The sequence below is a fragment of the Streptomyces sp. URMC 123 genome, assembly GCF_051386515.1.
Classification (GTDB): domain Bacteria; phylum Actinomycetota; class Actinomycetes; order Streptomycetales; family Streptomycetaceae; genus Streptomyces.
In genome coordinates, this window is record NZ_JBPQTV010000012.1 from 35,311 (window position 1) to 49,089 (window position 13,779).

Annotated in this window: 12 protein-coding genes and 1 pseudogene; 2 read left to right on the top strand and 11 right to left on the bottom strand. The window is 74.4% G+C overall.

The genetic code is table 11. The features are described from left to right. Positions 1–155: 155 nt before the first annotated feature. Positions 156–920, top strand: a complete 765-nt coding sequence (locus tag ACSNOD_RS03490) for a GntR family transcriptional regulator (RefSeq protein ID WP_436765229.1) — start codon at positions 156–158, stop codon at positions 918–920. Between the two features lie 108 nt (positions 921–1,028). Here ACSNOD_RS03490 and ACSNOD_RS03495 read toward each other — a convergent pair whose 3' ends face one another. From ACSNOD_RS03495 to ACSNOD_RS03510, 4 genes are all read right to left on the bottom strand, one after another. Further along, the gene (locus ACSNOD_RS03495) at positions 1,029–2,183 is read right to left on the bottom strand and encodes an ROK family transcriptional regulator (RefSeq protein WP_436765218.1); all 1,155 of its coding nucleotides are present in this window, start codon (positions 2,181–2,183) and stop codon (positions 1,029–1,031) included. Positions 2,184–2,409: 226 nt separating this feature from the next. Then, positions 2,410–2,964: a G/U mismatch-specific DNA glycosylase gene (mug, locus tag ACSNOD_RS03500; protein ID WP_436765219.1), complete on the bottom strand. Its 555-nt coding sequence runs from the start codon at positions 2,962–2,964 to the stop codon at positions 2,410–2,412. 22 nt (positions 2,965–2,986) lie between these two features. Further along, complete coding sequence (gene purB / locus ACSNOD_RS03505) at positions 2,987–4,429, bottom strand: adenylosuccinate lyase (RefSeq protein ID WP_436765230.1); 1,443 nt, start codon at positions 4,427–4,429, stop codon at positions 2,987–2,989. A 127-nt stretch (positions 4,430–4,556) separates the two neighbouring features. Then, the gene (locus ACSNOD_RS03510) at positions 4,557–5,531 is read right to left on the bottom strand and encodes an SGNH/GDSL hydrolase family protein (RefSeq protein ID WP_436765220.1); all 975 of its coding nucleotides are present in this window, start codon (positions 5,529–5,531) and stop codon (positions 4,557–4,559) included. 473 nt (positions 5,532–6,004) lie between these two features. On the opposite strand from ACSNOD_RS03510, the gene ACSNOD_RS03515 reads away from it, so the two are divergent. Continuing rightward, on the top strand, positions 6,005–6,274 hold the full coding sequence (locus tag ACSNOD_RS03515; protein WP_436765231.1) for a holin: 270 nt from the start codon (positions 6,005–6,007) through the stop codon (positions 6,272–6,274). Between the two features lie 8 nt (positions 6,275–6,282). Here ACSNOD_RS03515 and ACSNOD_RS03520 read toward each other — a convergent pair. From ACSNOD_RS03520 to bioB, 7 genes and pseudogenes are all read right to left on the bottom strand, one after another. Next, positions 6,283–7,290: pseudogene (locus tag ACSNOD_RS03520) on the bottom strand (hemolysin family protein); the annotation flags it as partial. Next, positions 7,287–8,627 carry a hemolysin family protein gene (locus ACSNOD_RS03525; protein WP_436765221.1) on the bottom strand — a complete coding sequence of 447 codons (1,341 nt, stop codon included), beginning with the start codon at positions 8,625–8,627 and terminating at the stop codon, positions 7,287–7,289. The pseudogene ACSNOD_RS03520 and the gene ACSNOD_RS03525, both read right to left, overlap by 4 nt. A 338-nt stretch (positions 8,628–8,965) precedes the next feature. After that, complete coding sequence (locus tag ACSNOD_RS03530) at positions 8,966–9,661, bottom strand: class I SAM-dependent methyltransferase (RefSeq protein WP_436765222.1); 696 nt, start codon at positions 9,659–9,661, stop codon at positions 8,966–8,968. Between the two features lie 148 nt (positions 9,662–9,809). Next, positions 9,810–10,151, bottom strand: coding sequence for a VOC family protein (locus ACSNOD_RS03535; protein WP_436765223.1), 342 nt, complete (start codon positions 10,149–10,151; stop codon positions 9,810–9,812). A gap of 67 nt (positions 10,152–10,218) precedes the next feature. Continuing rightward, positions 10,219–10,950, bottom strand: coding sequence for a dethiobiotin synthase (bioD, locus tag ACSNOD_RS03540; protein ID WP_436765224.1), 732 nt, complete (start codon positions 10,948–10,950; stop codon positions 10,219–10,221). Between the two features lie 111 nt (positions 10,951–11,061). Further along, positions 11,062–12,366: an adenosylmethionine--8-amino-7-oxononanoate transaminase gene (locus tag ACSNOD_RS03545; RefSeq protein ID WP_436765225.1), complete on the bottom strand. Its 1,305-nt coding sequence runs from the start codon at positions 12,364–12,366 to the stop codon at positions 11,062–11,064. Further along, the gene (gene bioB, locus ACSNOD_RS03550) at positions 12,359–13,567 is read right to left on the bottom strand and encodes a biotin synthase BioB (RefSeq protein ID WP_436765226.1); all 1,209 of its coding nucleotides are present in this window, start codon (positions 13,565–13,567) and stop codon (positions 12,359–12,361) included. The genes ACSNOD_RS03545 and bioB overlap by 8 nt, the downstream gene beginning before the upstream one ends. Positions 13,568–13,779: the final 212 nt, after the last annotated feature.

Genomic DNA, 13,779 nt, shown 5'->3' on the forward strand with positions numbered 1-13,779 from the left:
CCCGCGGGCCCGCCCCCGGCGGGAGGATTGGTCTTGACCAAGGGTGGGCGCGGCCATATGGTCGCAGGGATAGTGCAGGAACCTTTAATAAACAAGGGCGCAATAAAACCCCCTGGGGAAGTCCCGTCGGGGACATGGTGATTGCGGAGGACAGGGTGGGGACCACGCAGCTCGAAACGGTGCCGGAGCCCAAGTACTGGCACCTCAAGACCGTGCTCAGCGACGCGCTCGACTCGGAGTTCTCCGTGGGCGAGGTGCTGCCCAACGAGCGTGAGCTCGCGGCCCGCTTCGGGGTGGCCAGGGCCACGCTCCGGCAGGCCCTGGAGCAGCTGGAGCTGGAGGGCAGGCTCCAGCGGCGCCGTGGGGTGGGCACCACCGTCGCGCCGCCGCGGATGGGTGTCGCCGTCGGCCCCGAGCGGCACAGCTGGCCCGGCTCGGGGGGCGACGCCTGGCAGCCCGTGGACTGCGAGGCGGGCACCGCCCCGGCCGCGATCGCGCGCGTTCTGGGCGTGAGCCCGGACGAAACCGTTCATATCGTTCGCCGCAACCGGATGACGCGCGGCCAGCCGGTGGCGGCCGAGCTCCTCTACGTGCCCACCTCCGCGGTGCCGGGCGGCGTCACCGCCGATGTGCAGGGCGGCACCGCCCGGGTCCGCGCCGTACTGCGCGAGCTCCAGCGGCTGGACCTGGAGGGCCAGGACCGCGCCGTCGAGCTGGGGTCCGCGCGCGCCGAGGACGCCAAGCAGCTCGACCGCCTGCCGGGCGCGCCCGTGCTCGTGGTGACGACCCGTTACTTCGCGCTCGGCCGTACGGTCGCGGTGGCCGTCGCCACCTACCGTGCCGACACCTGCCGCCTCACCTTCGACGAGGGCGAGAGCCCCCGGCTCGCCGCCACGGGAGACGGCGCGTACGCGCGCTGACCCGCCCGCCGGACGTGAGGGCCGCCCCGACCCCCGGGGCGGCCCTCACGTGTGCGCGATCGACAGACCTCCGTACGCCGGAGCCCCCCGCCTCCGGGCCGCGAGACCTCACCGCCGCGCCGTGACCCCCTCCACCGCGAACAACTGCTCCTCCACATGGTCCATGGCCAGCCGCAGCGCCCCCGTGGCCACCACCGCCTCGCCCAGCAGGGAGAGCGCGACCCGCGGCGGGCGCAGGCAGTAGCGGGCCAGCTCGGCGCGGAGCGGGTCCAGCAGCCCGTCGAGCCCGGCGGCCCAGCCGCCCACCACCACCAGCTCCGGGTCCAGGGCGAGCACCAGCGCGGCCACATCGTGCACCAGCCGCTTGATGAAACGATTCACCGCCTCACCGGCGCGCTGATCGCCCTCGCGGGCCAGCGCGAAGACCCGCGCCACCGCCGTCTCGTCCAGGGGGTGCAGCGGCTCGCCGGTCGTGGACAGCACTTCCTCGGGCGTCGCCTCGCGCCCCAGCAGGTGCAGCGCCCCAATCTCGCCGGCCGCGCCCCCGTAGCCCCGGTGCAGCCGGCCGCTGATCAGCGAGCCGGCCCCGGGGCTGAGCCCGGCGAGCACGAAGACGAGGTCGTCGGAGTCGATGCCCGCGCCCTTCCAGTGCTCCGCCACGACCGCCGCGTTGGCGTCGTTCTCCACCAGTACGGGGCAGCGGAACGAGCGCCGCAGCCGGTCGCCCAGCGGCAGTCCTGTCCACCCCGGCAGCGCGGTGCCCAGCCGTACGGTGCCGTCCGCCTCCACGATGCCGGGCGTGCCGACCCCGACCGCCCGCAGCGAGCTGCGCGGCACCCCGGCGCGGCGCAGCAGATCCGCTACGGCGGCCCGGACCCGCTCCAGGCGCTCCTCGGCCGAGGCGGTCTCGGACACTTCCCGGACGGCCGAGCCGGTCACCCGCCCACTGAGGTCGGACAGCAGTACGGCGACCCGGTGCGGCCCGATCTCGATGCCGAGCAGGTGCCCGGCCTCCGTACGGAACCGGAAGCGCCGGGCCGGCCGGCCCTGGCGGCGCGCCTCGCCCTCCTCGGCGGGCGCCTCCACGACCAGGCCGCTCTCGATCAGCCCTTCGACCACACCCTCGACGGTGGGCCGGGACAGGCCGGTCACCTGCACCAGATCGGTCAGGGTGGGGGAGTCGCCGTCGCGGAGGGCGTACAGCACCACCGCGGAGTTGATCCGTCGGAGCAGGGATGGGTCCCCACCGGTGAGCCGCCCCAACGTCGGCCTCCCTACTAGCTGTGCGTGTGTGGCGGATCGTATCTGTTTGAACGACCCGCGGCGAGCGCCGGGAGCAGGGGGAACGCCGGTCACGAAGAGCAGGGGGAACACCGGTCACCAACAGTGGAGGGACGCCGGTCACCAAGAGCGGGGCGAACGCCGGTCGCGACGCGCGGGGGAGAGCGAACGGGCGGCGGGCGCCCGGTTCAGGCGTCGCGCGCCCGGCTCAGGCGTCGCGCGCGTCGGGTATCCCCGCGGCCTCGCGCAGCCGGGCGAACTCCTCCGCGAGTGCCGTCGGCGACCAGTGCGCGTTGAGGCCGCTCGGGTTGGGCAGCACCCAGATCCGGGTGTCGCCGACCGTCCCCTCCTGGGGGCCGACCCGCGCCGCGCGCTCGGCGAAGGCGACCCGGTACGCGGTGATGCCGACCACCGCGAGCCAGCGCGGCCGGTACAGCAGCACCTTCTCCCGCAGTATCCGGCCGCCCTCGCGCAGTTCCTCGTCGCTGAGCTCGTCCGCGCGGGCCGTGGTCCTGGCCGCCACATTGGTGATGCCCAGGCCGTGGCGCAGCAGTTCGTGCTGTTCGGCCGGCTTCAGCCGCCTCGGGGTGAACCCCGAGGCGTGCAGGGCGGGCCAGAAGCGGTTGCCGGGCCGGGCGAAGTGGTGCCCGGTGGCCCCGGACATCAGTCCGGGGTTGATGCCGCAGAACAGCACGCGCAGATCGTCCGCGATCACATCCTCGATGGTGCGGTCGCGCGCGGCCGCCAGCTCCTCCGGTGTCATCCGGGCGCCCCCCTCCCCGGCGTCAGAGAATCGCGCCGGGCTTGTACGCCGCGGCCTCCGGGTAGCGCTCCGCGACCTCCTCGATCCGGCGGACCACGGCGGCCACCTGGTCGGCGGCGGCCCCCGTGAAGGACAGCCGGTCGGCCATCAGCGCGTCGAGCGCGGCCCGGTCCAGCGGAATGCGCTCGTCCCGCGCCAGCCGGTCCAGCAGCTCGTTGCGCTCGGCGCCCTGCTCGCGCATGGCCAGCGCGGAGGCGACCGCGTGCTCCTTGATGACCTCGTGCGCGACCTCGCGGCCCACGCCCGCCCGCACCGCGCCCATCAGCACCTTGGTGGTGGCCAGGAACGGCAGATAGCGGTCGAGCTCGCGGGCGACCACGGCGGGGAAGGCGCCGAACTCGTCGAGCACCGTCAGGAAGGTCTCCAGCAGCCCGTCGAAGGCGAAGAACGCGTCCGGCAGCGCGACCCGGCGGACCACGGAGCAGGAGACGTCGCCCTCGTTCCACTGGTCGCCGGCCAGCTCGCCGGCCATCGAGGCATAGCCCCGCAGGATCACGGCCAGGCCGTTGACGCGCTCGCAGGAGCGGGTGTTCATCTTGTGCGGCATCGCCGAGGAGCCGACCTGGCCCGGCTTGAAGCCCTCGGTCACCAGCTCGTGCCCGGCCATCAGCCGGATGGTCTTGGCCAGCGACGACGGCGCGGCGGCGAGCTGCACCAGGGCGCTGACGACGTCGTAGTCCAGGGAGCGCGGGTAGACCTGGCCGACGGAGGTGAAGGCGTGCCCGAAGCCGAGGTGCCCGGCGACGCGCTGCTCCAGCTCGGCGAGGCGGGCCGCGCCCTCGGCGCCGCCGCCCAGCAGGTCCAGCATGTCCTGGGCGGTGCCGACCGGGCCCCTGATGCCGCGCAGCGGGTAGCGGGCCAGCAGGTCCTCCAGCCGGCCGAACGCCACCAGCAGCTCGTCGGCGGCGGTCGCGAACCGCTTGCCGAGGGTGGTGGCCTGCGCCGCCACATTGTGCGAGCGGCCCGCCATCACCAGCTCGGCGTGGTCGGCCGCGAGCGCGCCCAGCCGGGTCAGCACGGCGACCGTACGGTCGCGCGCCAGCTCCAGCGACAGGCGGATCTGGAGCTGCTCGACGTTCTCGGTGAGGTCCCGGGAGGTCATGCCCTTGTGGATCTGCTCGTGCCCGGCCAGGGCGTTGAACTCCTCGATCCGGGCCTTCACATCGTGCCGGGTGACCTTCTCGCGCTCGGCGATCGAGGCGAGGTCCACCTGGTCGAGAACGCGCTCGTAGTCGGCCAGCGCCTGCTCGGGCACCTCGATGCCGAGGTCCTTCTGGGCGCGCAGTACGGCGAGCCACAGTCGCCGCTCCAGCGTCACCTTGTACTCGGGGGACCACAGGACGGCGAGCTCCGCGGAGGCATAGCGGCCGGCCAGGACGTTCGGGATGCGAGGCTTCGCAGACACAGCAGTCACACGACCAGAGTCTACTGGGCGTCCTCCCAGGCCAGCCCCCCGCCCTGGCACAGCGCACGACAGCGGGCCGCGCCGGGCCTTGTGCGTAACTCCAAAGACGGGGACTGCACGGGGGCCGCTACGGGGAGCTCTCCACCGGCATGTCCCGCGCGGCCGGCCTCGTCACGCCCGGCCTCGTCACGCCAGGCCCCGCAACACTCGGTCCCGCAACACCCGGCTCCGTCGGCCCGGTGGCCCCGTCCAGGCGCCGCCACCGGGTGACACAGCCGATCGCCTCGCCCTCCCCGGGCGTCACCCAGAACGCCTCGCCCAGCTCGGCGCAGACGTGGGCGCCCGTCCGGCCGTCGCCGGAGGAGCGGCCGGTCAGCCGGCGGCCGATCCACGGCAGCAGATGGCGGCGGGCGAAGCGCAGATCCGCGGCCCGCCGGGCGTACCAGACCGGGGGCACCGCGTCCGGCAGCGGGGCCGGCCAGTCCTCCTCCGGGGCCAGACCGAGCGCCTGCCACACGGCCTCGGCCACCCGCCGGTGCCCCTCGGCGTTCAGATGCAGCCGGTCGTCCGCCCACAGCCGGGGGTCGCCCAGCACCGGTGCCCCGAAGAGGTCGACGACCACCGCGCCGTGCCGGGCCGCCAGGTCGTCGACGTGCCCGAAGAGCCGCTCCATGCGGGGCAGGAAGCGGGTCGCCACCGGGCCGCGCCGGGCCGGGCTGCGCATCAGGACGAGCTGTCGGCAGCTCGGCGCCAGCCGTTCCACGGCCTCTTCGAGCCGGTCGCAGACCCGCGCCACGTCGCACTTCGGCCGCAGCACGTCATTGAGCCCGCCCACCAGCGTCACCACATCGGCGCCCAGCGCCGCCGCCGGGCCCACCTGCTCGTCGACGATCTGGCCGATGAGCTTGCCGCGCACCGCGAGGTTGGCGTACCGGAAGCCGGGCGTACGGGCCGCCAGCCGCGCCGCGAGCAGATCCGCCCAGCCCCGGTAGGTGCCGTCGGGCCGGAGGTCGGACATGCCCTCGGTGAAGGAGTCGCCGACCGCGACCAGACTGGCGTAGTCGTGCGCGACGGGACCGGTGTATGGGGCATTTATCGTCATGGCGCCCGCGATCCTACCGCCGCCGCCCGTCGGGCCGCTCATCCGTCCGGCCACGGCGGGAGGGAGACGAGCCGGGCCCATTCGCGGTCGTGCACGCCCGGGACCGAGCGGCCCGCGGCGGCCCAGCACTCGGCGAGCGCGGTGTAGATCGGGGCCTCCGGGGACCGGGGAAGCGTTCCTGCGCGGAGGGGGGAGCCGGTCGCGTGGGCGGGGGAGCCGAGCGGGCGGCGGCGTCTGCCGGCGCCCCGGGATGTCGTCTTCACAGTCGGCCAACGCGCCGGCCTCCGCACACGTCACCCCGGAGGGCCGGCAGGTCGCCCGCTCCGGGGTCACGCCGAAAGGCTGTTCGCTCGGTACGAAGGGCTGTTCGCGCGGTGCTCCGACGCGATATCCGTATCCCGGGGCCGGGACCGGCCCCGGCGGTCAGCGGAACTCGGGGGCCGCCTGACCGTCGATCGAGAGTGAGCCGGACCATGTTCACCGCAGCCTTCTGGAAGGCCACCGCCGAGCGGGCCATCCGCACCTTCGCCCAGGCCCTCGCCGCCGTACTCACCGCCGGCGCCACGGATCTGATCTCCGTCGACTGGAAGGCGGCCCTCTCCACCGCGGGCATGGCCGCGCTGCTCGCCGTCCTCACCGCCCTCGCCACCTCGGGCATCGGGGCCAAGGGCGGGCCCGGGGTGATGGAGTCGCCGGCGCGCCGCGCTTCGGCGAAGGGGAAGGCCGGCGCCGCGCGGAGCTGAGCCCTGCCGGGCCGGCCCACCAACTGCCGCAGCACGTCCTCCAGCGTGACCAGGCCCGCCAGCCGGCCGTCCTCGCCCAGCACCGCGGCGATGTGCGTCCCCGTGGCCCGCATGGCGGCCAGTACGTCGTCGAGCGGGGTCGCCGAGCGCACCCGCGCGATCGGCCGCAGCGCCGAGGGCGGGAACGGCAGGTCCCGGGGCCGCGCGTCCAGCGCGTCCTTGACGTGCAGATACCCCAGGATGCGCCGCCCGTCGTCGACGACCGGGAAGCGCGAGAAGCCCGACCGGGCGGAGAGCCGCTCCAGGTGCTCGGGGCTCACCCCCAGCCGCGCGTACACCACCCGCTCCAGCGGCAGCACCACGTCCCGCACCGGGCGGCGCCCCAGCTCCAGGGCGTCGTGCAGCCGTTCGGTGGCCCGCTCGTCGAGCAGACCCGCCTCGCTGGAGTCGGACACCATCCGGGCCAGCTCGTCGTCCGAGAAGGTCGCCGACACCTCGTCCCGCGGCTCCACCCGCAACAGCTTGAGCAGGGCGTTGGCGAACGCGTTCACCGCGAACACGACCGGCCGCAGCGCCCGGGTGAGCGCCACCATCGGCGGCCCCAGCGCCAGGGCCGAGCGGACCGGCTCGGCCAGCGCGATGTTCTTCGGCACCATCTCGCCGAAGAGCATGTGCGCGTAGGTGGCGAACGTCAGGGCGATCACGAAGGAGATCGGGTGGATCAGCCCCTGCGGCACGCCCACCGCGTGGAACACCGGCTCCAGCAGGTGGGCGATGGCCGGCTCGGCGACCACACCGAGCACCAGCGTGCACAGCGTGATGCCGAGCTGCGCCGTGGCCATCATGGGGGAGAGGTGCTCCAGGGCCCACAGCACCCGGCGGGCCCGCCGGTCGCCCTGGTCCGCGCGCGGCTCGATCTGGCTGCGGCGCACGGAGATCAGCGCGAACTCCGCGGCCACGAAGAAGGCGTTGACCACCAGCGTCAGGACGCCGATGAAGAGCTGGAGGACGATCATCGCACGCCCTCCGCGCTCTGCTCGGCGCCGGCCACCGGAGGCGTGTACAGCCGTACGCGCGCCGCCCGGTGCCCACTGGCGTCCGTGACCTCGATGCGCCAGCCCGTCACCTCGACGGTGTCGCCCTCGCCCGGAATCCGGCCCAGCGCCGTGGCGACCAGGCCGGCCACGGTCTCGTACGGGCCCTCCGGCGCGCGCAGTCCGATCTCCTCCAGCCGGTCGGTGCGGACCGCGCCCTCCGCGTCGTACATCCGCCGGCCCTCGGCGTCCTCGCCCGCCGGCGCCAGGTCCGGCGCCTCGTGCGGATCGTGCTCGTCGCGCACCTCGCCGACGACCTCCTCGACGATGTCCTCCAGGGTGACCACGCCGGCCGTGCCGCCGTACTCGTCGATCACCACGGCCATGCTGCGCTTGGCCGAGAGCCGGTCGAGCAGCCGGTCCACGGTCAGCGACTCGGGCACGAACAGGGGCTCGCGCATGAACTCGGTGACCGGGCGGCGCGGCCGCAGCTCGGCGGGTATGGCCAGCACGTCCTTGATGTGCGCCGTGCCGACGACGGTGTCGAGGCCACCGCGGTGGACGGGGAAGCGCGACAGGCCCGTGGCGCGGGTGAGGGTGGCGACGTCCTCGGCGGTGGCCTGCGCGTCGAGCGCCATGACCTGCACGCGGGGCGTCATCACGTTCTCCGCGGTGAGCTCGGCGAGGTTGAGCGTGCGGACGAAGAGCTCCGCGGTGTCCGCCTCCAGCGCCCCCTCCTTCGCCGAGTGGCGGGCGAGGGCCACCAGCTCCTGCGGGCCGCGGGCCGAGGCCAGCTCCTCCGCCGGCTCCAGCCCGAGCCGGCGGACGGTCCGGTTCGCGGTGCTGTTGAGATGGCCGATCATCGGGCGGAACGCCGCGCTGAAGCCGCGCTGCACGGTGGCCACCCGCCGGGCGACCGGCAGCGGCCGCGAGATCGCCCAGTTCTTCGGCACCAGCTCGCCGACCACCATCAGAACGACGGTGGAGATGGCGGTGCCCAGGACCAGCGCCAGCGACTCGACCGCCGAGCGGGGCACCCCGACGGCGCCCAGCGGCCCGCTCAGCAGCTTGGTGATCGACGGCTTGGACAGCATGCCGATGACCAGGTTGGTCACGGTGATGCCGAGCTGGGCGCCGGAGAGCTGGAAGGTGAGGGTCCGCACGGCCTTGAGGGCGCTGTCCGCCCCCCGCTCGCCGTCCGCCACCGCGCGCTCCAGCTGGCCGCGCTCGACGGTGGTCAGGGAGAACTCGGCGGCGACGAAGACCCCGCACACCAGCGTGAGCAGCAGGGAGAGCGCCAGGAGCAGCACTTCCGTCATCGGTTCACCCCCTCCCCATGGTCGGACAGGGCGGGGGGACACGCACGACAACGGCTATTGGGAGGCTCGCCCATGGGCGGACGCTCACACCTTTCACTGGGGCACTCGGACGGCGGGGAGTGCGGAGACTCCCCATGGTAAAGGACCGGCAAAAACGGCGGGGTGGGCCGCGGGCGGACCGCGGGTGGCGCGCGGCTTCCACGGCCCCTTTCGACGGGTGCCCAGGGGGCCGGGAATTTAGACAGCGCCTTGTGGATCATCCCGATCACCCCGGTCACCGGGCCCGGGGCCTCAGGCCCCGGGCCACGACGCCCGGCGCGGCCCTGCGCGTATGCGGCCTACGCGGCGCGGTCCACCGGGACCGTCGGCTCGCTCGGCTCCACGGGGCGCCGCGCCACCCCCAGCACCAGCGGAAGCCGGGACGGCACCCGCAGCCGGCACCGCGCCTCCACCTCGAAGCCGGCCGCCGTCAGCGCCGCGACCGGATCGCGGCCGGCGCGCAGGCCGCACAGCAGCCACGGCAGCACCGTACGGTCCAGGGCCCACTGCGCCGTGGCCAGCAGCCGGCCCTCGGAGCGCACCGGCTCCAGGAAGCGCAGCTCGCCGCCCGGGCGCAGCACCCGGCGCAGCTCGCCCAGGGCCCGCGGCAGGTCCCGTACCCCGCACAGCGCCATCGAGGTCACCGCCGCGTCGAACGCCTCGCTCTTGACCGGCAGGGCCTCCGCCGAGCCCGGCACCACGTCCACCGGCACCTCGGCCCGCAGCGCCGCCTCGACGGCGAACCTCCGCAGCACGCGCTCCGGTTCGATGGCCACGACCTCGGAGACCGCGGTGGGGTAGTGCGCGAAGCCCAGGCCGCTGCCCGCGCCGATCTCGATCACCCGGCCGGACAGACCGGCCAGCAGCTCCCGGCGGTGCGCCGCGATCCCGGCCGGCCCGTCGACCCGCGCGCTCAGCCACGCGTACCAGCGGGCGAGAAGCGTACGGTGCACGGCGTCCCGCGGAATGCCGAGTCTCCTGCGTGACTCGCCCATCGCACTGCCTCCTTCCGGCAGCGGTGGCGGTCGTCGAGCCCCGGCCACGGGAGTACGGCCCCGGCTGCTACCGCGAGTGTGCCCGCGCGGACGCGGTTTCTCACCGGTTGACCCGGGCGGCCGGGCGCACTCGTCCCGGAGCGAGGACCTACCCGAGGAGGCAGAACTCGTTGCCCTCCGGGTCGAGCAGCACCTGGAACGTGCCCTGCTCATCGGTCACCCGGGCGCCGACGCGGATCGCCCCCAGCTCCTCCGCCCGCTCCGTCGCGGCCGTCAGATCCTCGACGTCCAGGTCCAGATGGAGCCGGTTCTTCACCGTCTTCGCCTCCGGCACCCGCTGGAACGCCAGCCGGCGGAAGCCCGGCGGATCGACGTACGACCAGTCGGCCTCGCGGTCCACCGGTGTGCCGCCGAGCAGGGCGGCCCAGAAGCGGACCAACGACGCGGGTTCCCGGCAGTCGACGACGAGTTCGGACACGGAGAAGCGCATGCGATCAGCGTACGGGCCCTGCCGGGGTACTGCCCGGGCCGCGCCCCGGCGGGCCGCACACCGCCGTTCAGCTCCCCGCGCCGTCCGGGTCGTAGCCCCGGCTGAACGCCTCCGCGTCCCACGTCCCGTACAGCCGTGGCGCCAGCCAACTCGCCGCGCGCCCCCGGAACTCCGCCGGGGGCAACTGGCCGGCGCCCTGCGGCAGCGCGCCCAGCAGGGGCGCCCCGGCCGCGCCCGGCAGATCGGTGAGGTTGCAGCGCGCCGCCAGGTCGGGGACCGAGGGCCAGCTGCCGATCACCACGCCCGCGCACTCCAGCCCGCGGGCGCCCAGCGCCTCCGCCGTGAGCGCCGTGGAGTTGAGCGTGCCCAGCCCCGCCGGCGCCACGAGCAGCACCGGTGCGGACAGCAGCCGCGCCGCGTCCGCGATGGTCGTGCCCAGCTCGTCGAAGCGCACCAGCAGCCCGCCGGCGCCCTCGACCAGGACGAGATCGTGGTCCGCGGCCAGCTTCTCGGCCGCCTCCGCCACCTCGCGCGGGCGCAGCACCGCCATTCCGGCCCGGCGGGCGGCCGTCGCCGGAGCCAGCGGGTCCGGATAGCGGGCGAGCTCGACCGTGGTCACGGCGCCCGCGAGCCGCGCCACCTCCGTGGCATCACCCCGCTCGTCCTCACCGACGCCGGTCTGCGCGGGTTTGAGCACGGCCACCGACATGCCGCGGGCCAGTGCGCCGGCCGCGACGGCGGCCGTGGTCACGGTCTTGCCGACTTCCGTGCCCGTCCCCGTGATCACCAGCATCGGCATCGACGACTCCTCTCACTCCGGCTGCTCGGCGAGCCATTCTGACAACAGGCGCCACCCCTGGGGGCGCGATCTCCGTCCGTCCCCCTCCCGGGGCACGTCACCCGGGGCACGTCACCCGGCGCGCGCGGCGGCGCGCACCGCGGCGCAGATGAGGGCCACGTCCTCGTCACCGGTGACGTACGGGGGCATGGTGTAGACGAGATCGCGGAACGGGCGGAGCCAGACGCCCTCGCCCACCGCCGCCCGGGTGGCCGCGGCCATGTCGACCTCGTGGTCGAGCTGGACGACCCCGATCGCGCCCAGGACCCGCACATCGCGCACCCCCGGCAGCTCCGCCGCGGCCGCGAGCCCCTCCCTGAGCCCCGCCTCGACGCGCTTGACCTCGGCCTGCCAGTCCTGGGACAGCAGCAGATCGATGGACGCGCCCGCGACCGCCGCGGCCAGCGGGTTGCCCATGAACGTCGGGCCGTGCGCGAGCACCGGCACCTCGCCGGAGCTGATGCCCTCGGCCACCCGGGAGGTGCACAGCGTCGCCGCCATCGTGAGGTACCCGCCGGTCAACGCCTTGCCCAAACACATCACATCGGGGGAAATCCCGGCGTGGTCCGCCGCGAACAGCGCCCCGGTGCGGCCGAAGCCGGTGGCGATCTCGTCGAGGATCAGCAGCACCTCGTGCTCGTCGCACGCCTCGCGCAGCACCCGGAGCAGGCCGGGGTGGTGGAACCGCATGCCGCCCGCGCCCTGCACGACCGGCTCGACGATCACCGCGGCCAGATCATGGGCGTGACGGGCGATCAGCTCGCGCAGACGCGCGGTGTAGGCCGGGTCCGGCTCGGTGTCGAAGCCGGCCGGCGGCGCGTCCGCGAAGACGTGCCGGGGCAGCGCGCCCGACCACAGGTGGTGCATCCCGCCGTCCGGGTCGCACACGGCCATGGGTTGCCAGGTGTCGCCGTGGTAGCCGCCGCGCCAGGTCAGCAGCCGCCGCTTGGCGGGCCGGCCGAGGGAGCGCCAGTACTGCAGGCTCATCTTCACCGCGACCTCGACCGAGACCGATCCGGAGTCGGCGAGGAAGACATGCCGCAGCGGTTCCGGGGTGATCTCCACCAGCCGGGCGGCGAGCCGCACGGCGGGCTCGTGGGTGAGCCCGCCGAACATCACATGGCTCATGCGCTCCAGCTGCCCGCGGACGGCGTCGTTGAGCACCGGGTGGTTGTAGCCGTGGATGGCCGCCCACCAGGACGACATGCCGTCCACCAGTTCGGTGCGGCCCGCCACGGGTTCGGCCGGCCGCAGCCGTACGCCGCTCGCCGACGCCACGACCAGCGGTTCCTGCCGTCCCGGCATGGGGCCGTACGGGTGCCAGACGTGCTCCCGGTCCAGCGCGAGCAGCTCGGTGGTGGACAGTGGTTCAGGCATTGGGGGCGAGCTCCGTGCCGGCGCCTCTGCGGCGCACGGTGACGAGGTCCGTACGGGCCTGGCCGGGCGCGGCCTGTGGGCCGCAGCCCCCGGCCGCGTCACCCGCGTGCGCCCCGCATCCGCTCTCCGCGCCGGAGGAGCCACAACCGCCGGACGTCTCCTGCGCACCACCGCAGCCCCCGGCCGCCGGCGCGTCCGCGCGGTGCTGCGGCAGGGTGGTCGTGCCCGCGCCCTCCACCTCGAACCCGGCGTCGGCGATCATCTCCAGATCCGCCTTGCCCGCCTGGCCCTCGCTGGTCAGATAGTCGCCGAGGAAGATGGAGTTGGCCAGGTGCAGGGCCAGCGGCTGCATCGAGCGCAGATGCACCTCCCGGCCACCGGCGAGCCGCACCTCCACATCCGGGCAGACGAAGCGCACCATCGCGAGGATGCGCAGGCAGCGCTGCGGAGTGAGGTTCCACTCCTTGGCCAGCGGGGTGCCCTCGAACGGGATGAGGAAGTTGACCGGGACGGAGTCGGGGTCGAGCTCGCGCAGTGCGAAGACCACGTCGACCAGGTCCTCGTCGCGCTCGCCCATGCCGGCGATCAGCCCGGAGCACGGGGACAGCCCGGCCGTCCGGGCCTGGCGCACGGTCGACACCCGGTCCGAGAAGTCGTGAGTGGTGCAGATGTCGCCGTACGTGGCTTCCGAGGTGTTCAGGTTGTGGTTGTACGCGTCGGCGCCGGCCGCCCGCAGCCGCTCGGCCTGGCCCTCCGAGAGCAGCCCGAGGCAGGCGCAGATCTCGACGTCCTCGTGGCGCGACTTGATCGCCTCGATGGTCTTCCCGACCCGGTCCACATCGCGGTCCGTCGGCCCGCGCCCGCTGGCCACCAGGCAGACGCGCTTGGCGCCGCCGGCCACACCGGCGTGCGCGGCCTCGGCGGCCTCGTCCGGCTTCAGCCAGGTGTACTTGAGGATCTCGGCCCGGGAACCCAGGCGCTGGGAACAGTACGAGCAGTCCTCGGGGCACAGCCCCGACTTCAGGTTGACCAGGTAGTTCAGCTTCACCCGCCGGCCGAACCACTGGCGGCGGACCCGGCCCGCCGCCGCCACCACATCCAGCAGGTCGTCGTCCGACGTGGCCAGTACGGCGAGTGCCTCGTCCCGGGTGGGCAACTCGCGCCGCAGCCCCTTCTCCACCAGCGTGCTCAGCAGGTCCATGGGGTCAGATCCTCGCCTACCGCACCAGCCGTGGCCAAGGAGGGAATGGACAACAGACGCCGTTCGAGGTGTGTGGATCGCCACACCGTGACCGGCGCCCTCGCCCACTACGGTGACTGCGGGACCTGCCCGTCCGCGGCGCCCGTAAGCCCCCGGATCACGCTGCGAGGACCGGCCGATGCCGCACCACCCGCCCCACCCGCTCCACGCCC